Genomic DNA, 26,133 nt, shown 5'->3' on the forward strand with positions numbered 1-26,133 from the left:
CTACAAAGGTGGAAGAACGGTTCAGTGGGCCAGCAGCCAGACGAAAACGCCCCCGACAACGATCAGGGCGACGATGACGCCCAGCAATCGCACAAGTCCCTGGTTGGTGTTGGTATCCGCGCCGACGATCATCCAGTAGACCGACTTTTCATCCGTACGTTCGCTCATGCGATTTCCCCCTGTCCGAGAGTAATCAGGATACGCGGCCGGGATGCGTGCCCAAAAGAAAAGAAAACGCAATCACGATTGCCAGCGCAAAAATGACCATGACATAAACTATCATCCTTTTCCATGTCCGCTTTCGTCCGCGAAAAGCACCGTCATCGACGCCGACCGGCGAGAATTTGGAATCTAGCTCCTCGCTGACGGGACGATTGAGATCCTGCTCGGGTCTGATGCTTTCGCGCCGCTCTGCCATCCTGTCCTCTTGCTTTCTCCCGCACGCATCGAACCTCACAGGCGAGGTTCGACCGCCAAGGTTCCCTTTTCGCCTGTCTCCGGTCCGGCAAACAGCGGCAACTGATCTGCTTCGAAACTGGAAGAGGCTTCATGTGGAATGCCTGCCTCCAGGCATGCGGCGATCAAATGTTCCCGCGCCACCGCCGCTGACCCGTTTCTCGACATCGCCAGACGGCAGCTCCTCAACGCTCGCGCGTAATGCACGCCCGCTTTTTCCGGCCACTCCTCTTCCAGCAAACGAACTGCCTCATCCATGCCAAAGACGACGAAGCATCGGCCGCCCACGGAAATTTCGAGTGGATATGCGCCGAGCACCGGAATTGTTGTCATTATCTCCTCCATGATCGTGAAACCGCCAGCATCTCAAGAGGGCCGAAATGCCCTCCCCGCGCAGAATATCCGCCGCCCCCGGGGGCGGCGGATGCCGCCTTGATGCCCCTGTCAGGCCGCTTTCTGGCTTTTCGGGTTCGCAACGGTTTCGGCAAGTTTCGTCAGTTTTTTATCGGTTGCCGTTTCTTCGTCGAGGTTCGCCTGCAGCAGCGGAACCCCTTCGTTGATACCCAGTTGGCCCGCCCACGCCACCAGCGTGCCGTAACGGGCGATTTCGTAGTGTTCGACGGCCTGCGCGGAGGCGATCAGACCCGCATCAAGCGCCGGAGAATCCTTGAAGGATTCCATGATTTCCTCGGCCTCGCCGATAATGCCCTGAATGGCCTCGCAGGTCTTGCCGCGCGCATTCTTGCCGATGATTTCGAACACCCGTTCCAATCGCTCGATATGGCCCTGCGTTTCATCGCGGTGGTGGAGAAAACCCTGCTTCGCCTCGTCGAGCTGCGCGGCGCGCGCCATTTTCGGAAGGGCTCGGAGGATTTGTTTTTCCGCATAATAGATGTCCTTGAGGCCATCGAGGAACAGATCATCAAGCGTTTTTTGAGTAGCCATGGAAATCTCCCTGTTAGAATGACGCCCCGAACCCTGCGCGCGCGCAATTGTTCCAATGGAAGGTGACAAAACGTGTCGACTGGGCAAGGCTCGCGCTTATTTGATGAAATGAGGTATAGCGGATACAGAAATGGCTTTATTTGACAGTATAATAGGGAATGGATGCACGCATTGCCGGCGGCGTGCGAGGAGTAAGGCATGCAGACCATCAAACGTCTCACTATCGTCGTTATCGGCGCGGCGGACACCGTTACACCGGAAATCGGAGAGGCGTGGTCCCGCGCCCGCATCGGTCTTGAAGGCCCCTACCCGGCCGACGCCATGGACAACGACCACACCTTTAAATTTTCTGCTGCGATTATCGACGTTCGCTACGAGGCGGAAATAATGCTGCGCCTGACGGATCAGCTCGAAGGAAAGGCCATTCCTTACCTATTTTTTGTGCCCTGGCTCGTCATCGACAGCGAACCGGGACCTTTTGTGCTCTCCGAACGTTCAGAGGATATCGAGAACATCGCTTCCGCTTTGATGGCGCAAGGTGGAGGCATAAGACACTGAAGCGAGGCAAGTGTTATGCCGGAGAGGAGCGAGGGGCCGGGAGAAGCAAATTTTCTGCTTTCTCTCCTTGACGAAGACATCAGGCGCGAGGTTCTTGCTGCCTGCATGCCCGTGAAGCTGGCGTTGGGAAACAAGCTGGTTTCCGCCGGCACGCCCATCGAACACGCCCTGTTCCTTTCCTCAGGTATCGCGTCGATCGTCGTGATTTCGACATCAGGACGGAAGACCGAGGCCGGTATCGTCGGCAATGAAGGTTTCGTGCCGGCCGGCGTCCTTGCCGGTGCGGAGACGAGCTTCAACGAGATCGTCGTCCAGGCGCCGGGGAAAGCCCTGGCGATAGATATGCGGTCCTTCCGCGCGCTGATTGCAAAACACCGCATTTTCTCCGAAATCATGATCTGCGCCCTGCACGTATCGAGAACGCAGGTGGAATGCACGGCTGCGGCCAACGCCACCTGCACGGTCAGCCAACGTCTGGCGCGCTGGCTGTTGATGTGTCAAGACCGGGTGAAGGGCGACCAGCTTCAACTGACGCATGACTTCCTGTCAATGATGCTGGCGGTCCGGCGGCCGAGTGTGACGGATGCACTGCACGTCCTCGAAAGCCAGCGATTTATTCGCTCCGAAAGAGCAAAAATAACGGTGAGGAACCGCGAGGCGCTCGAAGTCTACGCCCGGGATTTATACGGGCTGGCGGAGAGCGAAAGCACGCGCGTGTTCGCACGTTTTTCTCGATGAGACCAAAGCGCAGATGAACGATCTCAGCTCCATCGGACAGCCAGGCTCTGCGGCAGGAGAGGGATGAACGCGCGCCGATGCAAGAATTAGCTCTATCGGTACGGTTGCGAACATTTACCTTCGGGCGTTTCCGTATAACATGGACATGTCTCCCGTTTTTCCGGCGCATGTGGAGCGCATCCGCCAAGGAGGTGCAATGTCCGCCAACCGCGCGTACCAAAGTTCAGGCATTTTCCTGGACGACGATATCAATATCGTCAAGGCAGCTTATGATGGCGTCTTGTCTGCGGAGCAGGATCCTTGTCTGCGTGTCGACGAAGTTGCCCGTTACGTTCTGAAGATGTACGACCGCGGTATTGTCGACCCCGGCAAACTCCAGCGGATGTCTGCCCTTTATTTTAGAACGAAGTTGCGCGTGGGGTGACTTCTGACCGGCGGACGGAACTTTCATTGAGCCGGATTGTTAGCTGACATCTATATAAAGTCACGCGGGCGAAATTTTTCGGACATTGCCATGAAATCACAGGAGCGCCCCTTTCCACGGTGGTGTCATCTCTGCATCGACATGCAGCGCATGTTTGCCGAAGAAACGCCGTGGCACGTGGGCTGGATGCCGCGCATCATCGACAATGTCGGGTGCGTGGTGGAGAACTCGCCCCACAGAACTATTTTCACCCGTTTTATCCCTCCTCCGGATGCGGATGCCGCAGCGGGGCGGTGGGGGCGTTATTATGAAAAATGGTGGATGATGACGGGCGAGCACCTTCGTCCCGAAATGACAGAGATCGTTTCCGAGTTCGCCGGCTATATCCCGCCTGCGCAGGAGTTCCTGAAAACGACCTATTCGCCCTGGACGGACGGGCGGCTGCACCGGAAACTTGCACGGCAAGGGGTCGGCACGCTCGTCATATCCGGGGGAGAGACGGATGTCTGCGTACTCGCGACCGTCCTCGGCGCTGTGGATCTGGGATACCGCATCTTCCTGTTGGAAGACGCAGTCTGTAGCGCGCGCGACACGACGCATGACGCCTCGCTGACGGTCCTTCGAGGTCGCTTTGCCGCACAGTTGACGCTGGTCGGCGCGCGGGATTGGCTGCATCGTCGCGAGGAATTTTTGCTAAGCGACTGACGGCGCGGAAAGCCGCAAAAAAGCGCGGATTTGAACGACGGGGCGGGAACAATCGTCTGGCAGCCGGGTTCGGCTCGTTCGAAGGAAATGATCCGCACCACGCCAAACGAGGTTCAAAAATGACCAGGAAAACACTGCCCATCCCGAAAGACAACCAAAGCCATCAGGGCCCCGGTGACAGGGAGCGCCTGAACGCCGAAAACGCTTCTTCCGCAAAGGAGAAAAAAGCTTCTACCCGAACGGGCCGGCAGGCCAACATAAAAATCAACACGACGCATCAGGGTCACCAGCAGGATCGATAGTGTCTCCGGTTCCCGCCGGCACCCGGGGAGCGAACAACTTTTCCGAGGAGACACATGCTGTCATGGACGCCACGTCGCTGGAGCAAACCGGTTCCGTCTATTTTCTGCAGGACGTGCCTCGCAGTACAATCCTTCCGGACGAAACGGTTTTCATGCTGCGTGAAGGTTATGATTTCATTTCCAACAGATGCAGGAAACTGAATTCGGACGCCTTTCGAACACGTATCATGGGCAGGAGTGTCATTTGCATGCGCGGTCCGGCCGCAGCGAATTTCATATATGGAAATGAAAACCTGACCAGGGTGGGCGGCATGCCGCAAACGGTATTGCGCCTGCTTCAGGACAGGGAAAGCGTCCAGCAACTGGACGGTGACGCACATCGCGCCCGCAAAGAAATGTTCGTTCGGCTCCTGATGAGAGACGAAAATGCAACAGCAAGGCTGGTTGACCTGTTCAGGCGGGAATGGCTGAGGAGACTGCCGCTGTGGCAACAGGAAAAACGCGTGACACTTTTACAGGAGGTCTCCGATCTGCTTGCGAAAGTGAGCCTGTCATGGTGCGGTGTGCCCGAACGCTATGGGCTGGCGGACGAAAGGCGAATACTCGCGCAAATGATCGAGGCCGCAGGACACTTCGGGCCGCGGACATTTCTGACACTTTTCCGGCGGTCCGGTTTTGAGCGTTCGCTACAGTCTCTGATTGAGGAAACGAGAAGCCGCCCGGAAGCGCGGAACGATCGTTCTCCCCTGTGCCAGATCGCGATGCACCGGGATCACGCTGGCCGGTTGATCACGGTGGAAGCGGCCGCAGTGGAAGTTATCAACTTGCTGCGCCCGATTACCGCGATCGGACGATACATCGTCTTTGCCGCCTTGCGACTGCACCTGCATCCGCAATGGCCTTGGCTGTTCCGAAACGGCGGTGATGAGTTGATCGACGATTTTGTCGAAGAGGTCCGGCGTATCTCCCCGTTCTTTCCGTTTGTAGGGGCGGTCGCCAAAAATGGCTTCCGACTTCACGAAATCACCTTTGAACCGAAACAATGGTTTCTACTCGATCTTTACGGGACGATGAACTGCGAGGACCTTTTTCCACAACCGGACAAGTTCAAGCCTTACCGGCAGCTTTCATCGACGGTGGGCGGCGGTCGCTTCATTCCGCAGGGTGCCGGCGACGTAGTACAAGGCCATCGCTGCCCCGGCGAAAAGGTGACGGTTGCGATTATGGCGGAAGCCGTGCGTCTGCTGACCCGAGCGATGACCTATACCGTGCCGAAGCAGGACCTGCGGATCCGCCATCGCCGGATCCCTGCGGCGCCAGCGAGTGGCTTTATTATTACCGGCGTCGTTCCGGTACCTTATGAAGCGACGACTTAACGACACCAGCAAGAGGTTTCGCGACATCGTTGAAGCCCGCGTTTCCTCATAATGACAGATTGACGCAATTGCGGGAGGCTTTCATGCAGATTCTTGCCGTCACGGCTGAAATGTTCCCTTTCGTCAAAACCGGCGGATTGGCCGATACGACAGGAGCTCTGCCGGATGCGCTTGCAAAACAGGGTGCGGAGGTTCGCACGCTGTTGCCCCTGTATCGAAAATTGCGCCCCCTTGTCGACGACCATCAACCGTGTTTCTCCTCCACAATATTGGGAAAGGCCGTTTCGGTATTTTCCGTTGTCGCCGACCGAAAGAACCTGCTGCTTCTGGACGCGCCGGAACTGTTTGACAGAGACGGGCATCCATATGGGGAAAAGGAACGCCCCTTCCCCGACAACGACCTCAGGTTCGCCGTCCTGTCGAAGACTGCTGCAGAAATCGCGCTGGGCTCGGTTTCCGGCTGGAAGCCCGATATCGTTCATGTCCACGACTGGCACACGGCTTTGACCTGCGTCTATCTGGCAGAGGCAGCACCGGGCAAGGTGCCCGCCGTCATCACGGTCCACAACCTCGCGTTCCAGGGACAATACCCGCTGGCACGGGCAAAGATGCTCGAACTTCCGGAACATCTCTGCACGGTGGATTGCCTCGAATATTATGGCGACATGTCGTTTCTGAAGGGGGGCCTGACAACGGCATCGGCCATCACCACGGTCAGCCCGACCTATGCGCGTGAGATCCTGACGCCCGAAGCGGGCATGGGAATGCACGGGGTCTTCGGCATGCGGAGCGAAAGCGTACGAGGCATCGTCAACGGTGTCGATCAAGACGTCTGGAACCCCGCAACCGATCCCTGCATTCTGGCAAATTTCACATCGACCGCAAGGACAAAACGGAGCCTGAACAAATACGGCTTGCTCCAGGCCCTCGGCCTCGCTCCTACGCAAGGACCGGTATTCGGTGTCGTAAGCCGTCTGACCTGGCAAAAGGGCGTCGATCTTCTGCCCGAAATGGTACCATTCATCATCGCCCGAAAAGGCAGGCTGATCGTCCACGGGGAAGGAGACGGGCGGCTGGAAGATGCTCTTCGCGCCTTGTCGAAGCGTTATCCGGAGATGGTTTGCGCCCATATCGGTTATGACGAGCGCCTGGCGCATATGATCCATGCGGGATCGGATTTCATCATTCAGCCGTCGCGGTTCGAACCCTGTGGGCTGACCCAGCTTTACGCGTTAAGATATGGCGCGCTGCCGATCGTCGGCCGCACCGGAGGCCTGGCGGAAACGATCATCGACGCCAATGACGCCGCGATAGATGCCGGGGTTGCCACGGGTTTCCAGTTCGAACCGGCAAACACCGACGATCTGCGGTCAGCGTTGGAACGTGCTGTCGCCGCTTATAACGACAAGGAGCTTTTCAAGCGGCTTCAGGCGCAGGCCATGCGCGCCAATTTTTCATGGGAGAAAAGCGCTGCGCAATATCTGGCGCTTTTTAACGGGCTCGTCCGCAAGAGAGCTCAGGAGACTCAAACCATGCCGGCCATGATGCCGGAAGCATTTGCAAAAATGCGGACTGAGCGGCGGCAGGCCAGGCCATAACGTTCTGACGCTGGCTTCATAACAGGCGGTCGTGCTTCCACCGCACGTAGGGAGCGAGAGACTGGCCGGGGAACCGGTTCTCGATTTCGGTGGCGGTCAGTTCCACCAGTGCGGCAACCTCGCTCAACCCGTCCTTTTCGCTCTTCACCTCAAGCTCTCGCATCTTGTGAAACAATTCGTCGTCTGTCGCGACGTGAAAGAAGTCGGCAAGGTCCGTTTCCTGTGTCATTTCGCCATCGCTTTCCCGATAAGCGCGCCACTTCGCCGAGCAACACGCTGTTTGTGCGTCTTAACCAGCTGTCGGTTGTCCTTCAGAAACCACGGGCCAACCTATTTGTTCCGGCAACCACGCATTCGCGGTGCAATGAAGGGAACCGCCCGTTCACGACCCGGTTAGGACGGCCACGAAGCTGACTGGAGGTTCGGTTGATGAACACAACGAAATACCGCAATTGGGGCGTGCAGTTCGATGGCTCGAGAAGCGCAACCTTCGCGATATGGGCGCCCGGTTCGGAAACGCCAAGACTGATACTGAAGGGCGCCGAATTCGAGATGCGACACAAGGGCGACGGCTGGTACGAGGCAACAGCGCCCGGCGTGAAAGACGGCGATCCCTATCACTTTTTTCTTCCGGAGGGGCGAGAGGTTCCGGACCCCGCCTCCCATCGGCAGCAATGGGGACCGACCGGTCCATCGATGGTCGTTGATCACAGCTTCGCATGGAAAAATGACCGCTGGAGCGGCCGCCCTTGGCACGAGGCGGTGATATATGAAATTCACGTCGGCACGTTCACGGAGGAAGGCACTTTTCAGGCAGCCGCAGAAAAACTGGAACGGCTGGCTGAAATCGGCATTACCGCCATCGAACTGATGCCGCTCGCCTCGTTTCAGGGAGATCGCGGCTGGGGTTACGACGGTGTGCTGCAATTTGCGCCCCAGCGAAACTATGGATCGCCGGATGATCTCAAGGCCTTCATAGACGCCGCACATGGCTGCGGCATGATGGTTTTACTCGATGTCGTCTATAACCATTTCGGTCCCGGAGCGAACACTCTCCAGACCTATGCGCCCGATTTCTTCAAAGAAGATGGAACGCCGTGGGGACCGGCACCGGATTTCAACAGAGCCGAAGTGCGTTCCTTCTTCCTGCAAAACGCATTGTACTGGCTTCAAACCTATCGTTTCGACGGATTGCGGATCGATGCCGCCGACCACCTGGCCGGTGGCGGCGCAGAAGTCGACTTTCTGACAGAGCTGGCGCGAACCGTCCGAAATTCGATAACAGGCAGGCATGTGCACCTTGTCATAGAAGACGCAAGGAACGCGGTGGCGCCGATGACACCCGCGGGCAACGCCCCCGCCCTGATCGACGCTCAATGGAACGATGACTTTCATCACGTCGTCCACGTCATCACGACGCGGGAAGACGGCGGCATCTATGGCGACTTCGCCTTCGAGCCGCACGACAGGCTTCGCCGTTCACTGGCGACCGGTTTCGTCTATCAGGGTGATCCACGTCCTTCGAAAGACTTCGAAAAGAGCGGTGAGCGGAGTGACCACCTGCCGCCGCAGACATTCGTGAATTTCCTCCACAACCACGATCAGGCTGGAAACCGGCTGTGCGGCGAACGTCTGCGCGCCTTGATCGCGCCCGAGCTTTTCGATGTGCTGGAGTGTCTTCTTCTGCTTTGTCCGCAGACCCCGCTGATGTTCATGGGGGACGATCACGGCTCTGCGCAACCGTTCTACTTTTTTTCCGACCATCCGGGAGAGAATCGGGACGAAGAGATAAAAAGGCGCCTGATACAGGCCGAAATGTTCCAGGGAAGTCTTCCAGCCAACGCTGCCGGACTGGTGAAAGATCCGAACGACCAACGGACACAGGCCCTTTCGACATTGGACTGGTGCTCCGCGCGCCAAAAGAACGGAAAACGCAGGAGCGAGGCAATGACAGCGGTGCTTTCCAAGCGCCGTCAATTTGTGTGGCCTTTGCTCGGCTCCGCATTTGAGAGGGGCGTCGCGCTGGATTGTCCGTCGCAAGCGCTGGCGACCGACTGGAGGTTCAGTGCCGGGCGATTGCAAATGCGCGCCAATCTGTCCGGTACAGCAATCGAGCTGCCGGCCGTGGAAGGAGAAATCTTCCACCTACACGGCAGCATCGATACCACAACGGGAAAAACCTGCGGCTACAGCGCGTTGTTTGCGGTTGCCGGGTGATTATCAGTACAGATTGCGTCTCAGGGATTCCCTGGCCCGGTTGACGCGGCTTTTTATGGTGCCGACCCTGCAGCCGCAGATGGAGGCGGCATCGGCGTAGCTCGTTCCGCCAGCAACAAGCAGCAGGGCTTTTTTCTGATCGGCGTCGAGATCGCGGATGGCGCGCATGACTTCCTCATGTTCCATCCGCCACTCCTGGCTCGCCGGGACGGACATCGTCTGTTCTATACCGATCGGCAGGCCGATACATTCGCGTCTCGCTACCTTGTATCGTGTACAGAATGTATTTCTCAAAATCGTGAACAGCCACGATTTCAGAGCTGTACCCGGGGTAAAACGATGCAGGGAGCGCAGTCCCCGCAACATGGTTTCCTGAACGAGATCGTCGACGTCCTCGTCGTTTTTGACGAAACGATGCGCAAACGCCGTTAACGCTGGCGCAAGATCGGCGATACCGTCGCGTAACGTCTCGAGTTGCGCTTCGCTCAGGGCGTCGCCGGAATGTTCACTTACAGCGTGTTTGGCCATTGTCCTTGTCCTTTCACAAGGAGGAAATGGGCCAGCGGCAGCCTGGTTGCCGTACGCCAACGTACAATGACGGCGCCGCCATGGGGGCGATCAAGGGCGGGAAAGACGCAGCAAACGGAAATGTCCGGTCGGCGGGATCGGCCTGTTTTCAGCGAGATGAAAGGACGGATTACGGTTCAGCCATTCCTGAACTCCGTCGAGGCGAAAAGCCGAACTCAGTCCGATATTTTGCACCAGCGGCGAGACCAGCTGCTCGACACGGCGCATGGCGCCTTCGCTGGTGGTTATCTTGCTGACGATGATGATTTCGCCGCGCGGTCTGAGAACGCGGGCGCATTCGGACAGGAGCCGGTCGGTATCTGGAATGAGGGGAATGACGAAGGGAAGCGAAACCACGTCGAAAGACGCGTCCGGAAACTCCATGTCGCACGCATCCATGACATGCAATGCTTTCACATGGGGAAGCGTGCCCTCGGCAATTTTCGCCTTCGCCTTCACGAGCATTTCTTCTGATATGTCGATACCAGTCACACTGCTGCCGGGTGAATAAAGCGGCAACACCAGCCCTGTTCCCACGCCGATTTCCAGAATATCGCGGCCTGCATCGGCAACTCGCAGGGCCAGTTCAGTCTGCGCCCGTTTCAGAAAAAACCCGTAGATACCGTCATAGACCGGAGCCCAGAAGCGGTAGGCTTTTTGTTGCTGTTCACGATTGGGGCTGACAGTGCGTCCCACGTCGTCGCTCACTCGCCTCTCCCTCGTCAGCGCGAAATGAATTTGTTGAACCGGCTCTGGCCGTCCGACTTTTTATCCTGATGAAGAAAGGCGAGCTTCCGGTCCTCGAAGATTTCAAAAAACTCCTCCCACGAGATTTCCGTGAGTGTGTCTTCCGGCTCGCCGAAATCGATCCTAAGTATGCCTCCGTCGCCTGAAACGTCAACTTTCGCGGGATGCCCGTCCCGCTGTTCGACCCATTGCCTTATTTCGTCGTGATCGGTCGTTGTCACAGATTCCGTCACATCAGCCTCCTGTCGATTGCACCTATGGCGGTCACGCGCCTTTGTCTTCTTCGTTCCGGTCCTGTCCGTATCGCAACCGCATCATGCGTTCCGCGTTCCTTTTCGCCTGCTCCCGATCCTGCCGGCTCTCCTCGCTATCGGTAGAACGGGCGTCGTCGGTGCCGGGTTCAGGCTTCACACCGTCTTCTGTTCGCCCCATCGCAGAACCCCCTTCTTTTATTGAATATCGTCCTCATGGCCGCAGGTCCTCGCGGTCCTGCCATCTGTTCTAACCGCAGGAGCGGACGGAGGTTCCCTGATCTCAAAAGGTTTGAGGGAACAGTCGCGGCCGAAAACGGTTAGGAATGCGAGAGGAGTAGGCCATGAACAAGAAAGACAAGCTCAAGCAGATCCACAAAGACAGCGCCCCTCAGTTTGCGCGTGGAAAAAAGACCTCGACGAATAACGGCGTTGCCAGCGCGAAACCGAGGGTCGTAACCGGCTCCGACGATGCGACCGCAAACAAGCTGCCGCCGGGAACCAAAAAGCCCAAGAAAGACTGGGACATCAACTACGACGAACGGGAGACGAACGAGGGCGACTTTCGCGGCTAAGGCGGTTTCGGATAATGAAAGCCGTTATCGCGAAAGGTCCTCGACAACCAGTTCGATGGATTGCGGGTCGGCGCCCTCTTTCGTCTGCACGCTCAGGACGCTGCCCGTGTTCAGAACGCCTTCAAGCACGGTACGCTCCCCGATGATGATTTTAATCACCTTGGGGGTCGCAGCTTCGATGTTCAGGCTGTTGCAGGTCTCGTGATCAATTGCCGGGTCCACGGGTGCGACCTCCATCTGGGTTGAACATAGAGCGCCTAACCCCGCTCGGGCCGGGTTGTTCCAACCGATGCAAGGTCATCGCGGAATAATAGACAACCGATGCAGCTGCCCGATCGTCGTGGGAACATCAATCGAGATTGGAAGTTCGATAACGGGAAAATGTCTGGCTCCCGCCGTCGCCGCGCACGCAACCGCCCGGAATATGGACGTTTCGATGATGGTCCAGCAAGCTGAAGGTGCTCACCTATTGCCTCGGGCAGGTTGGCTGTCGGTATTGGCCTGCGTTGCGGCGGTATGTGCGGGATCATGGTTCGCCACCGCGCCAAGGAGACCTTTCGGACCGGAGGAGATGGGTTCGACCCCGGGAGATCCGCAATTGGGAAGAATGGTGTTTCTGGCCGCCAGTTGCGCGTCCTGTCACGCCACTCCGGGACAACCGAACCCGCTTGTGCTCGGCGGCGGCATGGCGCTGGTTACATCTTTCGGCGTGTTCCGCCCGCCCAATATCTCTCCTGATGTCGCGGACGGTATCGGATCGTGGTCTGCGGCGGACCTCGCCAACGCCCTCGTCGCCGGCGTATCGCCTGGCGGACACCATTATTACCCTGCCTTTCCCTATACGAGCTACACGGGGATAGACATTCAGGACATAAAAAACCTCTATGCCTATCTGCGGACCCTTCCTCCCGTGTCAGGCCGATCACGGCAGCACGATCTGCAACCGCTCGTCCGCATCCGCCGTCTTATCGGGATATGGAAGCTGCTGTTTTTCACGGAAGGCCGCACGGCTCCGGTGAAAACGGGAGATCCCGTCTTCAATCGCGGCGCCTATCTGGCTGAAACGCTTGCGCATTGCGCGGAATGTCATTCCACCCGCAATATTTTCGGCGCGATCCGACCCGAAACGCGTTTTGCGGGCGGACCGGATACCGAGGGCACCGGCTTCGTTCCGAACATTACTTCGGAGCGCCTCGGCGCATGGACGCAGGCCGACATCTCGACCTTGCTTGCGACGGGAGAAACCCCCGGCCATAGGCATGCGGGTTCCAGCATGACGGATGTGATCTCCAATCTGTCGCAACTTCCGCAAAGCGATCGCGACGCCATCGCCCACTACATCAAGTCGCTTCCGGCAAGGCCGACGCCCCTTCCCTGATGCTCAATCCGCGTAGAGATAGGCTGCAAGATGCCGCGCTTCGGCTTCCGAAATACCGGTCTCGGGCATCGCTGTTCCGCGCGAGAAATGCGTCGGCGAGACGATCCATCGGACAAGATTTTCCGGTGTGTTGTTGACGCCGTCACCGATATAGACCCGCTCGCAGATGGATCGAAGCTCTCCGCCCACCTTCCCGTCAGCGCCGGGAATGCCGGGGATTGTATGGCATCCGGCGCAACCGTAGCGCCGGAATATTTCAGGAGCCAGCCTGGCGTCGCCGCCGGTCATCGCCGTGGCCACCGCGCTGCGTCGCGCCCTGTCTTCGGCGATATTGGTGATAATGCCCGTTGCGAGCGCCGCAGAGACAAGGACGATCAGCACCCGGCCAACCTTAAGAGACGGATATAGGGTCCTCATGCCGACCTCCCCTGCTTGAGCGGGAAATCCAGACCGCAAGCATCGCAAGCGCCGCCCCCGCATAGATAACACCGCCCGGCACCCACATGAGGAGCCCGGCGAGTTGCTGGTCCTGAAAGGGCGTCAGGCCCCAGCGCGGCGCATCCTGCGTCTGCGATACGTAAACGATTTGTGGAGCGAGCGTGATCAACGCGCCGAGAATACTGGTATGCATCATGGTGACGAAAAGATGCCATGCCGCCAGCCCCTTGTCGGCCCGCCAGAGAATTGCCCACCAGAAGAGCAGCGCCGTCAGGAAGAAGACGAGATGCTGGAACCGGTGCAGCGCCACGTTGGCCACGGTGGCATCGAACAGGACCGGTGCATGCCAGCCCCAGATGGCCAGCGCGTGCAGGGATGTCGCCATCGCACCACCGGCAAGGATATTCCATATGGCGCGCATTTGCCGACTGGCCATCACTACACCTACGAGACGGCGAAACATTCTCGGCAGGCTCCAAAGAATAATTCCGACCGGACGCGCCAGCACGATGAGGGGCGCGGCCGCGGCCATCACCAGTTCATGTTCGATCATATGAAAGGTGAATAGACGCTCTCCCATGAAATGGACCGGAGAGACGAGCGCGGCGACCAGAACGAGCCAGCCGCTCCAAAAGGCGGCCGCAGATCTTATCATCCGCCGGCTCGCGCCGGACCGCCTCAAGAGACGGACGAAGCCAATGACGTAAAGCCCGCCCGACAGCAGGAGCGGGCCAATGATCCAGGCATCGAAAGTCCAGACCAGCCCGGAAAAATGTGTCTCCCCGTCATGAGCGCCAAGCGGACCGGCGCTTGCCATGAACAGGGCTATGAGTGTCAGCGCGCGCATGGGCTTATCAGCAACGTTGCTGCTCCCTGAAGAAAAAGCGCGAACGCGAAGACAAGCGCGACCAGAACACTCAGCGACGCCAGAAACGTCAAAACCCGTGAAGGCTTCACAGCCCTGCTTCTCGCTGAAACAGCGGCGGCAGCGACCGCCACACCCGCTGAAGCGAAGGCGATCACGACTATTGATGCGGTCCGGCTCGTACAATCGATTGCGGGAAGGATCTGGCCGAGTTGCGTGTTGAGCGCCCACATGGCGGGAGCAACGAACAATCCACCGAGATGTCCGGTCTTTAACGTCATAGCCGCGGTATCCAGTAAAGACACAGATAAAGTGGGAGCCAGATCAGAACGACGAAGTTCCAGTAGAGGGCGTTGTCCTCCACGTCGCCGTAACGCCGGGTGCTGTCGCCGTGCCGGGTAAACATCAGGCAGGTGAGCACCATGGTGTCGACGAGATCAGTGAGGATATGGGTCGTGTGCAGCCCGAGGATCGTCCAAACGATCGACCCGTAGGCATTGTCGTCCCATTTCACCTGAAGGGCGGGAAACTCAAAAACACGCACGGCGAGCACGGCAATTCCAGCTGCGGACATCACGACGAGACCCGAACGGACGCGTGCAAGCCGTCTCTGCCTTGCCCAGCGGGTGACGAGAATGTTCGGAATGACGCTTATTACAAGCAGCGCGGTCAGCACCATGCCAGCGAAAAGATCCGGCGGCGGCGCATCGATCGGCCAATGGGGCGCAAGGCTCATCAGATAGAAATAGACGGCGATTGCAAGCGCGAAACCCGAACCCTCTATCAGCATGAAGGCGCAGGTTCCCCACCATGCGGGGCTGGCGGTGCCGGTGCCGGACATGGGCAACTTCGAGACATCAAGCACGATACGTTCCTTCACGCTTCCTCCTCCGTCGTTCCCTTCGGCCAGAACCAGCCGATCAGCGTGACCGCGATGGGGATCGATCCCCAGACGACGGCCCAGGGTGAAAACATCGACCAGATAAGCATGATCGACGTTGCTATGGCCGCCCAGAACGGCCAGACCGAGTCGGTTGGTGATGCCTCACGCGCCTCGGGCAGCGCCTGCACGACGCTGGTGACCAGAATTTCGCGACGATCCACCCGCAGCCCGGAGACGACGGGTAGTTCATCGACCGTTGGCCAGAGAGGATCACAGCGATCGACCACGGGGATCGAGCGAAAATTAAAGGCTGGCGGCGGTGAACTCGTCGCCCATTCCAGGGTCGATGCCCCCCACGGATTGTTGCCGGCGACATGGCCCCGTAAGAAACTTCGGATGGCGTCGAGGAAAAAGACAAGAAAACCGGAAGCAAGAACGACCGCGCTCAGGCTTACAAACAGGTTGAGACCCGCCCATGGAAGATCCGGCTGATAGGTGTAGATGCGCCTCGGCATTCCCAGCAGGCCGAGAATATGCATCGGGAAAAACGTCAGATGAAAGCCGATGAAAATCAGCCAGAAACTGAGGCGACCCAACGTCTCGCTCATCATCCGGCCAGTCATCTTCGGGAACCAGTAATAGACCGCGCCTATCAGCGGGAAAACCGCGCCGCCGATCAGGACATAATGGAAATGCGCGACCACGAAATAGGTATCGTGAACCTGCGTATCGAACGGCGCGGATGCCACCATCACCCCGGTCAGACCGCCGATGACGAAGGTGACGATGAAGCCGATGACGAAAAGGAGCGGGGTCCTGAACACCGGCCGTCCCACCCATAATGTCGCGAGCCAGCAGAATATCTGAACACCGGCCGGCACGGAAATCGCCATGCTGGAGGCTGTGAAGAAGCTCTCTCCCAGCTTCGGCAGACCGGCAACGAACATGTGGTGCACCCAGAGACCGAACGACAGGACGCCGGTCGCGATCATGGCCATGACGATTGCCATATACCCGAACACAGGTCGCCCGACGAAGGCTGGCAGGATCGTGGAGACCATGCCGACGGCGGGAAGAAAGATGATGTAGACTTCCGGATGCCCGAAAAACCAGAAGACGTGCTGCCACAGGAGCACGTCTCCGCCTTCGGCAGGATTATAAAAATGTGTGCCGACAAGGCGGTCCATGATCATCGTGGAGCTTGCGAACATGATTGCGGGCATGGCGATGATGACGAGAAAGGCCATGACAAGCATTGCCCAGACCAGAAGCGGAATACGGTCGAGCGACATGCCGGGCGCACGCTGCTTGAAGACGGTTACAACGATCTCCACCGCAATGGAAAGTGCGGCGAGTTCGGTGAAGGTTATCATCTGGGCCCATATGTCCGCCCGCTTGCCGGCACCGTATTCCGGACCCGCCAGAGGCACATAGGCGAACCAGCCGACATCCGGCGCGCTATCCAGCAGGAATGAAACCCACAGAAGCAGCCCACCGGCGAGAAACACCCAGTAGGAATAGGCGTTCAGCCGCGGGAAGGCGATATTGCGCGTGCCCACCATCAGGGGCACGAAATAGACCGCCATCGCTTCCATGACCGGCACGGCAAACAGGAACATCATGTTCGCCCCATGCATCGTGAATATCTGATTGTACCGGTCCGCATCGACAAAACGCGCTTCTGGCGTGGCCAGTTGCAGGCGCATGACAAGTGCCAGAATTCCGCCGAGCACCAGGAAGACAAAAGCCGTCACGATGTATCGCCGCGCCACCACCTTGTGGTCGACGGAGGCGACAGCGCCCCAGAAACCCGGACGCGAGCCCCATGTCTTTTCCAGTTCGCTCTCTGTTCGCAGAGCAGTCAGGTCGCTGTCGATGAGGACGAAAGCCTGTCCCTGCACCATCATTCCAGCCCTTCCATATAGACGGAAACCTGCCGCAGTTCTTCGCTGGAAAGCGGAACCAGCGGCATGTTGTTGCCGGGTTTCAGAGTCTGCGGATCGGCTACCCATGCGGCAAGCGAACCACGGGTGTTTTCAAGAAGACCTGCACCAATCGTCCGGCGGCTGCCGACATGCGTCAGGTCAGGTCCCGTCACGCCGGAAGCGGGCGTTCCGCGGATGGTATGACAGGCGGCGCATTGCTTGCGCATGAAGACAGACATGCCGGCTTGCGCATCCACATTCTGTGGCGTGTCAGCGTCGGCCCTTTGCGCCTTGGCCCACCGCAGATATCCCGGCTCGTCATCGGCAATCACCATCAAAGCCATATGGCTATGCTGAAGCCCGCAGAACTCCGCACATTGGCCGCGATAAACGCCCGGCCGGTCGGTCCGGAAAATCAGAATATTCTCCCGCCCTGGAACGAGGTCCATTTTACCCGCAAGGCTCGGCACCCAGAACGAGTGGATCACGTCCGCACTCTCGAGTTTCACCCGTACATTCCGCCCCACTGGAATGTGTATTTCATTGGCAGTCTGAAAGCCCCCTCCCAGTCCGGCTTCCTCATAATCGAACTGCCACCACCATTGATGGGCGCGAACGCGTATCGTCAGGTCGGCGTCGTCGTCAAATCCGACGGTCCGCGTCACACGGAAGCTCGCCACCGTCAGCCAGCTTATGATCACAACCGTCATCGCCACCGCGATCGTCACGACTAGCTGCAATCGGCGCTGGGTCGCCTGTTCGTTTTGCACCGGCGTGCGCCGACGTCTGAACAGCGACCAGATCAAGACACCGCTAACTGCCAGCCAGACGACAAGGCTCACGCCGACGATCAGAAAGATCAAATCTCTCAGCGTCGCCGCCGCGTGACCATCGGCATTGAGAGCAGACTGAATGCCGCCGCACCCGGAAAGCAGCCCAAAAACCGAAAAAATCGAGGCGGCGCGCTTCAAGGCAAAGCGCCTTGAGGTGGTCGTGGCGGCACAGGATCCTCCTTAAAAAGGATTGCCGCAGGCGCCCGGTTTTCCGCTGGCCGGGTCTGGCGATCGTCGTTGCGGGCCGGTGCGGCTATCAAGGCAGAATAGGCCCCGATCGTCCTGACATATCCGGCAAGTTGCCAGATTTCCCTGCTCGTCATTTTGTCGCGGAAAGGCGGCATGCCATTCGGACGGCCATCCCTGATCGATGCCGCGACAGACACCATGGACGGGCCGTAAAGCCATTGGCCGTCAAGAAACGGCGGGCCTTTACCGCCCTCCCCCTCGCCATGGCAGGCTGCACAACCGAACCACGCATAGAGACGCTTGCCCTGCGAAAGATCATAGGCAGTGCGCTCAAAGGGCCTGCCAAGCGCAAAATAAACTTCCGCAGGCGCGCCGGCCACGGGAACCGGCATCAACCGGAATTTATCAAGAGCAGCCGATATCGGAGGATCGGTACGAAACGTCCGGGTTTCCCGAAAGCACCCCGCGAACACCGCAGCGCCTGCCAGAAAAGTTCCCAATGCGAACCAGAGACCGATCGATGAAAGATTGTTTCCCCTTTCCGTCAGCATCCTGCACCTCAACGATCCTCAGTTGATCGGGACTGTCGTTGACGGCGTCAATCTTACGGGCAGAAGCTTGTAGGACGGGGTCTTTGCCTTTGGGCTGTGATGGCTCAACGGAAATAACGGATTGGTTTCCGGAAAATACGCGGCGCAACAGCCGTGAGGAATATCGTAGGTCACAATCCTGAAACCGTTGACGGCCCTACGCGTCTGCGGTTCGATCGCCGTGACGATATCGACGATGTCGCCATCTGCAAAGCCAAGCAGGGCAACATCGTCGACATTCATGAACAGTACCTGGCGCGTTCCTTCCACGCCGCGAAAGCGATCGCTGTAGCCATAGACCGTCGTGTTGAATTGATCGTTCGACCTGAGGGTCGCGAGGTGCAGCACCTCCGGGGCCATAGCCTCCGGCGGGAATTCCGGGAACAGGCGGTCGGGCGTCAGGAAATTCGCCTTGCCGCTTGCAGTCACCCATTTCCGCTCCCGGGCAGGCAGCGGACGCGCAATGCCGCCGGGCTGGAAAAGCCGTTTGTTAAAGTTCTTGAAGGTTTCCGGATAGGTCTGCTCGATGGCGTCGCGAATGCGGGAATAATCGTCCACCCATTGTTGCCATGGTACTCTGCCGCGTGTCAGCGTCGCCATCGCCATGCCGGCTATGATCGCGGGTTCGGAAAGCAGATCCGGGCTCGCCGGTTTTGCCCTGCCGCGCGAACCGTGGAAATGAGCGACGGAACTTTCCATGGAGACCGCCTGCGGCCCGGTCGCCTGTTCATCGATTTCGATGCGCCCGAGGCAGGGAAGCAGAAAGGCCAGTTCGCCATGGATGACGTGGCTGCGGTTGAGCTTCGTGGCGATATGCACCGTCAGTCGCAACTTACGCCACGCCGTCTCCATGGCTTTCGTTTCCGGCGCGGCCCGCAGAAAGTTGCCGCCGAGGCCGATAAAGGCACGCGCATCGCCTGAAAGGACGGCTTTGCAAGTATCCACCGTCGAATGGCCTTCAGAGACGGGAGGCTGGAAATCATAGAGGACGGCGAGTTTGTCAAGCGGGACGAGGCTTGGCTTTTCGGTAATGCCGACGGTGCGTTGGCCCTGAACGTTGGAATGCCCCCTCACAGCGCAGATATTTGCTCCCGGTTTGCCGATATTCCCCCGCAGCAGCGCCAGATTGACGACCATATGGACGTTTTCCACGCCCATCAGATGTTGGGTCAAGCCCATGCCATACACCATCATCACGGCTTGCGAATCGGCGTAAATGGCGGCCGCTTCCATCATTTCCTCGCGGGAAAGGCCCGAAACACGCTCCAGCTCCTCCCATTCATGTCCACGGGCAGCAGCCGCGAAGGCTTCAAATCCCTTTGTGTGCTCGGCAAGAAAATCATGATCGAGTACGTGTTTTTTGTCAGCGGCGGCGACGGCGGCGGCGAAAGCCACGGCTGCCGCATAGTCCGGGTCGCGCGGCTGCGCGTCCGAGCCGGAGACCTTGCTAACGCCGCTCGCATGCAGTGCGTCGTCCGCCTCGATCAGCGCCTTGCATATGCCGAATAACGCGGCGATATCGCCGCCGTTTTTCACCTGATAATATTTTGATGAGATGGGCGTGGGGCCGCCTGCCAGCATCTGGCCTGGCGATTGCGGGTTCACGAAGCGCTCCAGACCCGGCTCCTTCAGCATATTGAATGTCAGTATTTTCACACCACGATCAACGGCGTCCTGCAGATCGTGCAGCAGCCGGGGCGAGGACGTTCCGACATTCTGGGCCATATAGAAAATACAGTCGCAGTTCTGAAAATCGGAGAGGATGGCCGTGCCGACGGAAGCTCCTATGCTTTCCGGAAGGCCGACGGACGAACTTTCGTGGCACATGTTTGAAGAGTCCGGCAAATTGTTGCTGCCGTAGATACGGGCGAAAAGCTGGTACATATAGGACGCCTCGAGCGAGGCGCGGCCGGACGTGTAAAACTCCGCCTGTTCCGGCGATATGGCACGCAATTCGCCGCCGATCTCCTCGAATGCCGACTTCCAGCTGACCGGCAGATATCTGTCCGAAGCGGCGTCCCAGCGCATGGGCTGGGTAAGCCGACCCTGTTCCTCCAGATCGTGGTCGAGCCAGTTCTCCAGTTCGCTGAGGGTATGCCTTTCGAAAAACGCGCTGTCGGCGCGTCGGCTTGTCACTTCCCAGGCCGTTGCCTTGGCGCCGTTTTCACAAAACTCCAGAGGATGGGTCTTCGCCGGTTTCGCCCAGGCGCAACTGACACACATGTAGCCTTCCGGCCTGTTCTGATGTTTGAGCAATGCCGGGCCGGATAATGGGACATGCTCACGCAACAGCACCTCCCCGACCGACTTGGCTGAACCCCAGCCACCGGCAGGACCCGGATTGAAGCCGATGTCGGGAGACGTCTTGCGTCGCGATGTCATGATCCAACTCCCAAGTTTCTGGGCTCCGAACCTTTGAAAGCGCTACTGGTTTCCGCTGAACGAAAAAAACTGCGCCCACGGCGGAAGCCGGCACGGCGAAGACCCCTGTGGCGGGAACTTTGGCACGCCGCGCCGGTTAGGCGCACGCTGGCGGGGACGGCATTTCACAATCAGATAAACGACGAAGGTGAGCGACAATGAAGGCACTGACCTGGCACGGCAAACACGACATTCGCTGCGAATCCGTTCCCGACCCCCAAATCGAGCATGGACGCGATGCGATCATAAAGGTAACGGCGTGTGCCATCTGCGGCTCCGACCTCCACCTTTATAATGGTATCATGCCGGACATGCACAGCGGCGACATCATGGGCCACGAGACCATGGGAGAAGTCGTGGAGGTCGGAAAGGACAACACGTCGTTGAAGGTCGGCGATCGCGTGGTCGTTCCCTTCACCATTGCCTGCGGCGAATGCTTTTTTTGCAAACGCGGTTATTACTCCGGTTGCGAGCGCAGCAACCCGGACCAGTCCAAAGTCAGGAAAATGTGGGGCAATTCGCCGGCGGGGCTGTTCGGTTATACCCATCTTCTCGGCGGCTTCAGCGGCGGGCAGGCGGAATATATGCGCGTGCCATTTGCGGATGCCGGACCGATAAAGGTTCCGGATGGGCTCAGCGATGAGCAGGTGCTGTTTCTGTCCGATATTTTCCCGACGGGCTACATGGCCGCCGAGTTCTGTAATATCCAGCCCGGCGATACGATCGCCATATGGGGTTGCGGACCCGTGGGCCAGATGGCCATCCGTTCCGCCTTTCTGCTCGGCGCCGAAAGAGTGATCGCCATCGACGCGGTGCAGGAACGCATCGATCTCGCAGCCGCCGCCGGCGCGCTGACGCTCAATTATCTGGACGAAGATATTTACGAGCGGATCATGGAATTGACCCAAGGCCGTGGCGCTGATGCCTGCATCGATGCGGTGGGAACGGAGGCCGATCCCGCGGCAGGTTGGGACTCCCGGCTGGATCGCATCAAGGTTGCCACCTTCATGGGAACCGACCGGCCGCACGTCCTGCGTCAGGCGATCTACTGCTGCCGCAACTTCGGCACGGTCTCGCTTGTCGGCGTCTATGGCGGTTTTCTGGATAAGATTCCGATGGGTTCGGCAATCAATCGCGGCCTGACGTTCCGAATGGCGCAGACGCCCGTACAGGCTTACCTGCCGGCATTGATGGGGAGGATCGAGAGGGGCGAAATCGACCCTTCCTTTGTCATCACCCACCGCGCCACTCTCGACGAAGGCCCCGATCTCTACAAGACCTTCAGCGGCAGGGACGACGGCTGCATCAAGGTCGTTCTCAATCCCTAGAGGAGAACGAGCCTGGCCTTGCAGTCATCACTAGCACCTCCTCATGCATCAGCGTCACGGTCACTGCCTGATGCCAGATGCGGCCGATACGGAGTTCTTCGAGCGTACGGACATGCTGGATACGCCGGGGAGCCTCTCCGGTCGATTGCAGGCGTCCTCCGGCCCGGCCCCGTGGTCTGCCCGGAACAATTCCCGCCGATTCCAGTTTTGGATTTGTGGCCGTGCCGGTGAAACCTGTTGGCTACCTGCGAGATCGCTGCGGCGGTCGATGTCCGCCCATCGAAGAGCGCTTGCCATGCCACTTGATCATGACCGGCCCGGAAACGTATTTTTAGCCGGATTTTGCGCTGTCGCCCTCACGGGCTTGACGAGCTGCTCCGGCAGGCAATCTGCCCTCGCTCCGGCAGGAGAGGAGGCGCAGGCGATTTATCGGCTGTTCCTTGTCATGGTCGTTGGCGGCGCGTTGATCTGGATTTCCGTCGTTGGCCTGCTCATGATTGCCGCACGTCGCCGCACTCCACCGTGGTCTGGTGAAAACGCAGGCCGCCTGATTGCCTGGGGCGGAGTGGCATTTCCAGTCGTCATCCTCTTCGCGCTGCTGACCTATACCGTCTGGCTGATGCCAGGTATCCGCCCCTGGTTATCCAGGTCCGTGTCGGCGGGAGAGATGATCGAGGTGACCGGCGAACGGTTCTGGTGGCGCATCAACTATCCGCCGACCGACGGCGTTGCTGCTTTCAAAACGGCGAATGAATTGCGCCTGCCGGTCGGGCAGCGTACCGCCTTTTCGCTGAAGACCGCCGACGTCATCCATTCCTTCTGGATACCTGCGCTCGGCGGCAAGATGGACATGATCCCCGGCCGCACCAATATCGTGTCTCTTTTGCCGACAAGAACCGGCGTCTTTCGTGCACCTTGCGCGGAGTTTTGCGGAACCTCCCACGCGCTCATGGCTTTTTCCGTCATCGTCATGGAGCCGGAAGCCTATGCATCCTGGCGCCGCGCGCAGGCCGGCGGCAACCGGCCGGAGCGGAGCGAGGGCGAACGGCTCTTCGAGCATCACGGCTGCGTCGGCTGTCACGGCATACGCGGCGTTACGTCGCCCGCAACCCTCGGGCCGGATCTCACCTTCTTCGGTGCGCGGCTGACGCTCGGCGCCGGAACGCTCGCAAATACTCGCGAAAATGTCGCGCGCTTCATCCGCAATCCAGAGGCAATCAAACCCGGCGTGAAAATGCCCGCTTTCGACATGTTACCGGATGAGGACATCGCGGCCATAGCCACCTATCTTACGGAGCTGAGATGACCAGCGCCCCCGTGCCGCATCTTTCCAGTAAAGAACGCGAAATGCAGGAAGCGCAGCTGCGGGAAATCTGGCGCACGCCCTCCGGCTGGCGTTACTGGACCTCGGTCAACAATACCGAAATCGGCCTCTGGTACGGATCGGCCGCCTTCATCTTCATGCTGTTTGCCGGCGTGCTGGCACTGATGATGCGTGTTCAGCTTGCTGTGCCGGATAATGACTTCCTGTCTGCTGACATGTTCAACCAGGCCTTCACCCTGCATGGCACGGTGATGATGTTCCTGTTCGCCGTGCCGATTTTCGAGGCGGTGGCCATCTTCCTTCTGCCCTCGATGCTGGGCGCGCGGGAGCTGCCCTTTCCTCGGCTGGCCGCTTTCGGGTTCTGGAGTTTCGCACTTGGGGGCGTCTTCGTCTGCGGCTCCATCTTTTTCGGTGCTGCGCCGAACACCGGCTGGTTCATGTATCCGCCTCTTGCCACCGACAAGGAATATTCCGGCATCGGCGCGGATATCTGGTTGCTCGGCCTCTCCTTTATCGAAGTCGCCTCCATTGCCGCCGCCGTGGAGCTGATCGTCGGGATCATGAAGTGCAGGGCGCCGGGAATGCGTATCAACATGATGCCGTTGTTCGCCTGGTATCTTCTGATCGTTGCCGGCATGATCCTCTTCGCCTTCCCGCCGCTGATCGCCGGCGACATCCTGTTCGAGATGCAGCGGATGTTCGACTGGCCGTTCTTCGATGCCGAACGTGGCGGCGATCCTCTGCTGTGGCAGCATCTTTTCTGGATTTTCGGCCACCCCGAGGTCTACATCATTTTTTTGCCGGCGATCGCGCTGATGGCGATGATCGTGCCGACTTTCGCCCAGCGGCCGATCGTAGGTTATTCCTGGATCGTTCTTGCCGCAGTGGGCACCGGCTTCCTGAGTTTCGGCCTGTGGGTGCATCATATGTTCACCACCGGTCTACCGCAGATTTCGCTCGCCTTCTTTTCCGCCGCTTCGGAGGCCGTGGCGATCCCGACCGGGGTGCAGATATTCGTCTTCATCGCAACAATGCTCGCCGGCCGCGTCATTTTCTCCGTTCCTATGCTCTTCGGGGCGGGCGGGCTCGCAATCTTCATCATCGGTGGCCTGACGGGTGTGATGGTGGCGCTCGTGCCTTTCGACTGGCAGGCGCACGACACCTATTTCATCGTCGCACATCTGCATTATGTGTTGATCGGCGGCATGCTCTTCCCGGTCGTCGCGAGCATCTATTATTATTATCCCCTGCTGAACGCACGAAGGCTGTCCGAAAGGCTCGGCAAGATCGCCTTCTGGCTGATGTTCTCCGGTTTCAACATTGCGTTCTTTCCCATGCATCTTGCCGGGCTGCGCGGCATGCCGCGCCGGGTCTTCACCTATCCCGCCGATATCGGCTGGAACTGGTTCAACCTGATTTCGTCCATAGGCGCTTTCATATTCGCCGCCGGCGTTGCGCTTGTGGTGATCGATGTGCTGCGCCCGAAACATCGCCAGCCGAAAGGCGAACAAAATCCGTGGAATTCCGGCACGCTCGAATGGATAAGCGAACCGGAAGAGACCTGGGGAGTGCGTTCCATCCCGATCATCCGTAGCCGCTATCCGCTATGGGATCAGCCCGGATTGATCGAGGAGATCAAGGCCGGCCGCTATTATCTGGCCGATGCCAGTGATGGTGCGCGTGAGACCCTCGTCACATCAGTGCTGGATGCAAAACCCATTCAATGCCTGCGTGTTGGCGGCACCTCAATCCTCAACATCATTGCCGCCTTTGCTCTCGGCGGAGTATTCATCGCGCTGACCTTCCATTGGTGGATCGTGACGGCCATCTCTGCGCTCGTCGCGCTTGCCGCGATCATCGCCTGGCTCTGGACGGGGACGGCCGCCATTCCCAAGGAGGAGATGCGCGAGATCGGTCTGGGCGAGAGACTTCCCCTCTATGCCTCCGGCCCGCAATCGGTCGGCTGGTGGGCGATGTTCATCACGATGGCGGGAGACGGCACGGCCTATGCCAGCCTGATGTTCGGATATTTCTTCTACTGGACAATCCACGACGACTTCACCGGCGGCCATGTCGGGCCGGGCCTGTTCTGGCCGCTTGTCGCGGTCGCGCTTTTCACGCTCTCCTGGGTGGCCATGCTGATTGCCCGCCACGTAAACGAAAACGACCGCCACCGCCTTACCCGTTTCTGGCTGGCTACGTCTTTCCTGCTTGCGCTTGCCGCCTGCGGCTCCGGCCTTGCCGGACCCCATTTTGCAGCCATGGATCCGACGACCCACGTCTATCCGGCAATTGTCTGGGTCGTGGTTTTGTGGACGGTCGCGCACGGCCTCGTCGGCACCATCATGCAACTCTATTGCCTGGCGCGCAGTTTCGCCGGCCGGATGAGCACGCGGCATGACATGGACCTTCGCAATGTCGTGCTCTATTGGCATTTCCTCGTCATCACGGCGGTCACGTCCTTCGGCGTGCTCGGCCTTTTTCCGGCTGCGAGGTGACG

29 protein-coding genes are annotated in these 26,133 nt (G+C 58.9%); 12 read left to right on the plus strand and 17 right to left on the minus strand.

What is annotated here, in order from left to right; translation table 11 throughout:
• Window positions 1-21 precede the first annotated feature (21 nt).
• From QSK43_RS16990 to QSK43_RS17000, 3 genes are all read right to left on the minus strand, one after another.
• Window positions 22-168 carry a hypothetical protein gene (locus QSK43_RS16990; RefSeq protein ID WP_162992076.1) on the minus strand — a complete coding sequence of 49 codons (147 nt, stop codon included), beginning with the start codon at window positions 166-168 and terminating at the stop codon, window positions 22-24.
• Window positions 169-453: 285 nt separating this feature from the next.
• On the minus strand, window positions 454-789 hold the full coding sequence (locus tag QSK43_RS16995) for a DUF982 domain-containing protein (protein ID WP_332304429.1): 336 nt from the start codon (window positions 787-789) through the stop codon (window positions 454-456).
• A gap of 111 nt (window positions 790-900) precedes the next feature.
• Window positions 901-1,401: a YciE/YciF ferroxidase family protein gene (locus QSK43_RS17000; protein ID WP_121692398.1), complete on the minus strand. Its 501-nt coding sequence runs from the start codon at window positions 1,399-1,401 to the stop codon at window positions 901-903.
• Between the two features lie 198 nt (window positions 1,402-1,599).
• On the opposite strand from QSK43_RS17000, the gene QSK43_RS17005 reads away from it, so the two are divergent.
• The 6 genes from QSK43_RS17005 to glgA all read left to right on the plus strand — a co-directional run bounded on the left by QSK43_RS17005 (window position 1,600) and on the right by glgA (window position 7,102).
• Window positions 1,600-1,959, plus strand: coding sequence for a hypothetical protein (locus tag QSK43_RS17005; protein ID WP_332304430.1), 360 nt, complete (start codon window positions 1,600-1,602; stop codon window positions 1,957-1,959).
• 15 nt (window positions 1,960-1,974) lie between these two features.
• The gene (locus tag QSK43_RS17010) at window positions 1,975-2,697 is read left to right on the plus strand and encodes a Crp/Fnr family transcriptional regulator (RefSeq protein WP_332304431.1); all 723 of its coding nucleotides are present in this window, start codon (window positions 1,975-1,977) and stop codon (window positions 2,695-2,697) included.
• Window positions 2,698-2,893: 196 nt separating this feature from the next.
• On the plus strand, window positions 2,894-3,121 hold the full coding sequence (locus tag QSK43_RS17015; RefSeq protein WP_332304432.1) for a hypothetical protein: 228 nt from the start codon (window positions 2,894-2,896) through the stop codon (window positions 3,119-3,121).
• Between the two features lie 90 nt (window positions 3,122-3,211).
• Window positions 3,212-3,826, plus strand: a complete 615-nt coding sequence (locus QSK43_RS17020; RefSeq protein WP_121692394.1) for a cysteine hydrolase family protein — start codon at window positions 3,212-3,214, stop codon at window positions 3,824-3,826.
• Between the two features lie 364 nt (window positions 3,827-4,190).
• Window positions 4,191-5,504, plus strand: a complete 1,314-nt coding sequence (locus QSK43_RS17025) for a cytochrome P450 (RefSeq protein ID WP_332304433.1) — start codon at window positions 4,191-4,193, stop codon at window positions 5,502-5,504.
• Window positions 5,505-5,587: 83 nt separating this feature from the next.
• The gene (gene glgA, locus QSK43_RS17030) at window positions 5,588-7,102 is read left to right on the plus strand and encodes a glycogen synthase GlgA (protein WP_332304434.1); all 1,515 of its coding nucleotides are present in this window, start codon (window positions 5,588-5,590) and stop codon (window positions 7,100-7,102) included.
• Window positions 7,103-7,118: 16 nt separating this feature from the next.
• Here glgA and QSK43_RS17035 read toward each other — a convergent pair whose 3' ends face one another.
• Window positions 7,119-7,331 carry a hypothetical protein gene (locus QSK43_RS17035; protein ID WP_121692390.1) on the minus strand — a complete coding sequence of 71 codons (213 nt, stop codon included), beginning with the start codon at window positions 7,329-7,331 and terminating at the stop codon, window positions 7,119-7,121.
• A 200-nt stretch (window positions 7,332-7,531) separates the two neighbouring features.
• Here QSK43_RS17035 and treZ point away from each other — a divergent pair, with 200 nt between their 5' ends.
• On the plus strand, window positions 7,532-9,319 hold the full coding sequence (treZ, locus tag QSK43_RS17040) for a malto-oligosyltrehalose trehalohydrolase (RefSeq protein WP_332304435.1): 1,788 nt from the start codon (window positions 7,532-7,534) through the stop codon (window positions 9,317-9,319).
• Between the two features lie 3 nt (window positions 9,320-9,322).
• Here the strand turns inward: treZ and QSK43_RS17045 are convergent, their stop codons facing one another.
• From QSK43_RS17045 to QSK43_RS17060, 4 genes are all read right to left on the minus strand, one after another.
• On the minus strand, window positions 9,323-9,847 hold the full coding sequence (locus QSK43_RS17045) for a sigma-70 family RNA polymerase sigma factor (protein WP_332304436.1): 525 nt from the start codon (window positions 9,845-9,847) through the stop codon (window positions 9,323-9,325).
• 90 nt (window positions 9,848-9,937) lie between these two features.
• Complete coding sequence (locus QSK43_RS17050; RefSeq protein ID WP_332304437.1) at window positions 9,938-10,594, minus strand: class I SAM-dependent methyltransferase; 657 nt, start codon at window positions 10,592-10,594, stop codon at window positions 9,938-9,940.
• A 14-nt stretch (window positions 10,595-10,608) separates the two neighbouring features.
• Complete coding sequence (locus QSK43_RS17055) at window positions 10,609-10,866, minus strand: hypothetical protein (RefSeq protein ID WP_121692387.1); 258 nt, start codon at window positions 10,864-10,866, stop codon at window positions 10,609-10,611.
• Window positions 10,867-10,897: 31 nt separating this feature from the next.
• Window positions 10,898-11,065 carry a hypothetical protein gene (locus QSK43_RS17060; protein ID WP_332304438.1) on the minus strand — a complete coding sequence of 56 codons (168 nt, stop codon included), beginning with the start codon at window positions 11,063-11,065 and terminating at the stop codon, window positions 10,898-10,900.
• Between the two features lie 163 nt (window positions 11,066-11,228).
• On the opposite strand from QSK43_RS17060, the gene QSK43_RS17065 reads away from it, so the two are divergent.
• Window positions 11,229-11,459, plus strand: coding sequence for a hypothetical protein (locus QSK43_RS17065; protein WP_332304439.1), 231 nt, complete (start codon window positions 11,229-11,231; stop codon window positions 11,457-11,459).
• A 24-nt stretch (window positions 11,460-11,483) separates the two neighbouring features.
• Here the strand turns inward: QSK43_RS17065 and QSK43_RS17070 are convergent, their stop codons facing one another.
• A complete protein-coding gene (locus QSK43_RS17070; protein WP_332304440.1) occupies window positions 11,484-11,681 on the minus strand; it encodes a hypothetical protein in 198 nt (65 codons plus the stop codon).
• Window positions 11,682-11,898: 217 nt separating this feature from the next.
• On the opposite strand from QSK43_RS17070, the gene QSK43_RS17075 reads away from it, so the two are divergent.
• Window positions 11,899-12,837 carry a c-type cytochrome gene (locus QSK43_RS17075; protein ID WP_442967852.1) on the plus strand — a complete coding sequence of 313 codons (939 nt, stop codon included), beginning with the start codon at window positions 11,899-11,901 and terminating at the stop codon, window positions 12,835-12,837.
• A 3-nt stretch (window positions 12,838-12,840) separates the two neighbouring features.
• Here the strand turns inward: QSK43_RS17075 and QSK43_RS17080 are convergent, their stop codons facing one another.
• The 8 genes from QSK43_RS17080 to QSK43_RS17115 are packed head-to-tail and all read right to left on the minus strand — an operon-like array spanning window position 12,841 to window position 20,942.
• Window positions 12,841-13,254 (minus strand): c-type cytochrome, encoded by a 414-nt coding sequence (locus QSK43_RS17080; protein ID WP_332304442.1) that lies wholly within the window; start codon window positions 13,252-13,254, stop codon window positions 12,841-12,843.
• Entirely contained in the window at window positions 13,229-14,122 is an 894-nt protein-coding gene (locus QSK43_RS17085; RefSeq protein ID WP_332304443.1) for a cytochrome c oxidase assembly protein, read from the minus strand. The genes QSK43_RS17080 and QSK43_RS17085 overlap by 26 nt, the downstream gene beginning before the upstream one ends.
• A complete protein-coding gene (locus QSK43_RS17090) occupies window positions 14,110-14,421 on the minus strand; it encodes a hypothetical protein (RefSeq protein WP_121692381.1) in 312 nt (103 codons plus the stop codon). The genes QSK43_RS17085 and QSK43_RS17090 overlap by 13 nt, the downstream gene beginning before the upstream one ends.
• A complete protein-coding gene (locus QSK43_RS17095) occupies window positions 14,418-15,020 on the minus strand; it encodes a cytochrome c oxidase subunit 3 (protein ID WP_332304444.1) in 603 nt (200 codons plus the stop codon). The genes QSK43_RS17090 and QSK43_RS17095 overlap by 4 nt, the downstream gene beginning before the upstream one ends.
• Window positions 15,017-16,927, minus strand: a complete 1,911-nt coding sequence (gene ctaD, locus QSK43_RS17100; protein WP_332304565.1) for a cytochrome c oxidase subunit I — start codon at window positions 16,925-16,927, stop codon at window positions 15,017-15,019. The genes QSK43_RS17095 and ctaD (QSK43_RS17100) overlap by 4 nt, the downstream gene beginning before the upstream one ends.
• Window positions 16,927-17,919, minus strand: coding sequence for a cytochrome c oxidase subunit II (coxB, locus tag QSK43_RS17105; protein WP_332304445.1), 993 nt, complete (start codon window positions 17,917-17,919; stop codon window positions 16,927-16,929). Before coxB ends, ctaD (QSK43_RS17100) begins: the two co-directional genes overlap by 1 nt.
• The gene (locus tag QSK43_RS17110) at window positions 17,916-18,521 is read right to left on the minus strand and encodes a c-type cytochrome (RefSeq protein WP_332304446.1); all 606 of its coding nucleotides are present in this window, start codon (window positions 18,519-18,521) and stop codon (window positions 17,916-17,918) included. Before QSK43_RS17110 ends, coxB begins: the two co-directional genes overlap by 4 nt.
• Before the next feature lie 18 nt (window positions 18,522-18,539).
• Window positions 18,540-20,942: an FdhF/YdeP family oxidoreductase gene (locus QSK43_RS17115; protein ID WP_332304447.1), complete on the minus strand. Its 2,403-nt coding sequence runs from the start codon at window positions 20,940-20,942 to the stop codon at window positions 18,540-18,542.
• Window positions 20,943-21,139: 197 nt separating this feature from the next.
• Between QSK43_RS17115 and QSK43_RS17120 the strand changes: the two genes are divergently transcribed.
• The 3 genes from QSK43_RS17120 to ctaD (QSK43_RS17130) all read left to right on the plus strand — a co-directional run bounded on the left by QSK43_RS17120 (window position 21,140) and on the right by ctaD (QSK43_RS17130) (window position 26,131).
• Window positions 21,140-22,309: a zinc-dependent alcohol dehydrogenase gene (locus tag QSK43_RS17120; RefSeq protein WP_332304448.1), complete on the plus strand. Its 1,170-nt coding sequence runs from the start codon at window positions 21,140-21,142 to the stop codon at window positions 22,307-22,309.
• Window positions 22,310-22,604: 295 nt separating this feature from the next.
• Window positions 22,605-23,615: a cytochrome c oxidase subunit II gene (locus QSK43_RS17125; protein ID WP_332304449.1), complete on the plus strand. Its 1,011-nt coding sequence runs from the start codon at window positions 22,605-22,607 to the stop codon at window positions 23,613-23,615.
• Complete coding sequence (gene ctaD / locus QSK43_RS17130) at window positions 23,612-26,131, plus strand: cytochrome c oxidase subunit I (RefSeq protein ID WP_332304450.1); 2,520 nt, start codon at window positions 23,612-23,614, stop codon at window positions 26,129-26,131. The genes QSK43_RS17125 and ctaD (QSK43_RS17130) overlap by 4 nt, the downstream gene beginning before the upstream one ends.
• Window positions 26,132-26,133: the final 2 nt, after the last annotated feature.

It is taken from the genome of Rhizobium sp. GR12, from assembly GCF_036596185.1.
In the GTDB taxonomy this organism is placed as follows: Bacteria; Pseudomonadota; Alphaproteobacteria; order Rhizobiales; family Rhizobiaceae; genus Agrobacterium; species Agrobacterium nepotum.

Excerpts from the sequence above, each read along its gene's own strand:
- QSK43_RS16990 (WP_162992076.1), bottom strand. The coding sequence starts at position 168 with ATGAGCGAACGTACGGATGAAAAGTCGGTCTACTGGATGATCGTCGGC.
- QSK43_RS16995 (WP_332304429.1), bottom strand. The coding sequence starts at position 789 with ATGACAACAATTCCGGTGCTCGGCGCATATCCACTCGAAATTTCCGTG.
- QSK43_RS17000 (WP_121692398.1), bottom strand. The coding sequence starts at position 1,401 with ATGGCTACTCAAAAAACGCTTGATGATCTGTTCCTCGATGGCCTCAAG.
- QSK43_RS17005 (WP_332304430.1), top strand. The coding sequence starts at position 1,600 with ATGCAGACCATCAAACGTCTCACTATCGTCGTTATCGGCGCGGCGGAC.
- QSK43_RS17010 (WP_332304431.1), top strand. The coding sequence starts at position 1,975 with ATGCCGGAGAGGAGCGAGGGGCCGGGAGAAGCAAATTTTCTGCTTTCT.
- QSK43_RS17015 (WP_332304432.1), top strand. The coding sequence starts at position 2,894 with ATGTCCGCCAACCGCGCGTACCAAAGTTCAGGCATTTTCCTGGACGAC.
- QSK43_RS17020 (WP_121692394.1), top strand. The coding sequence starts at position 3,212 with ATGAAATCACAGGAGCGCCCCTTTCCACGGTGGTGTCATCTCTGCATC.
- QSK43_RS17025 (WP_332304433.1), top strand. The coding sequence starts at position 4,191 with ATGGACGCCACGTCGCTGGAGCAAACCGGTTCCGTCTATTTTCTGCAG.
- glgA (WP_332304434.1), top strand. The coding sequence starts at position 5,588 with ATGCAGATTCTTGCCGTCACGGCTGAAATGTTCCCTTTCGTCAAAACC.
- QSK43_RS17035 (WP_121692390.1), bottom strand. The coding sequence starts at position 7,331 with ATGACACAGGAAACGGACCTTGCCGACTTCTTTCACGTCGCGACAGAC.
- treZ (WP_332304435.1), top strand. The coding sequence starts at position 7,532 with ATGAACACAACGAAATACCGCAATTGGGGCGTGCAGTTCGATGGCTCG.
- QSK43_RS17045 (WP_332304436.1), bottom strand. The coding sequence starts at position 9,847 with ATGGCCAAACACGCTGTAAGTGAACATTCCGGCGACGCCCTGAGCGAA.
- QSK43_RS17060 (WP_332304438.1), bottom strand. The coding sequence starts at position 11,065 with ATGGGGCGAACAGAAGACGGTGTGAAGCCTGAACCCGGCACCGACGAC.
- QSK43_RS17065 (WP_332304439.1), top strand. The coding sequence starts at position 11,229 with ATGAACAAGAAAGACAAGCTCAAGCAGATCCACAAAGACAGCGCCCCT.
- QSK43_RS17075 (WP_442967852.1), top strand. The coding sequence starts at position 11,899 with ATGGTCCAGCAAGCTGAAGGTGCTCACCTATTGCCTCGGGCAGGTTGG.
- QSK43_RS17080 (WP_332304442.1), bottom strand. The coding sequence starts at position 13,254 with ATGAGGACCCTATATCCGTCTCTTAAGGTTGGCCGGGTGCTGATCGTC.
- QSK43_RS17085 (WP_332304443.1), bottom strand. The coding sequence starts at position 14,122 with ATGCGCGCGCTGACACTCATAGCCCTGTTCATGGCAAGCGCCGGTCCG.
- QSK43_RS17090 (WP_121692381.1), bottom strand. The coding sequence starts at position 14,421 with ATGACGTTAAAGACCGGACATCTCGGTGGATTGTTCGTTGCTCCCGCC.
- ctaD (WP_332304565.1), bottom strand. The coding sequence starts at position 16,927 with ATGGTGCAGGGACAGGCTTTCGTCCTCATCGACAGCGACCTGACTGCT.
- QSK43_RS17110 (WP_332304446.1), bottom strand. The coding sequence starts at position 18,521 with ATGCTGACGGAAAGGGGAAACAATCTTTCATCGATCGGTCTCTGGTTC.
- QSK43_RS17115 (WP_332304447.1), bottom strand. The coding sequence starts at position 20,942 with ATGACATCGCGACGCAAGACGTCTCCCGACATCGGCTTCAATCCGGGT.
- QSK43_RS17120 (WP_332304448.1), top strand. The coding sequence starts at position 21,140 with ATGAAGGCACTGACCTGGCACGGCAAACACGACATTCGCTGCGAATCC.
- QSK43_RS17125 (WP_332304449.1), top strand. The coding sequence starts at position 22,605 with ATGCCACTTGATCATGACCGGCCCGGAAACGTATTTTTAGCCGGATTT.
- ctaD (WP_332304450.1), top strand. The coding sequence starts at position 23,612 with ATGACCAGCGCCCCCGTGCCGCATCTTTCCAGTAAAGAACGCGAAATG.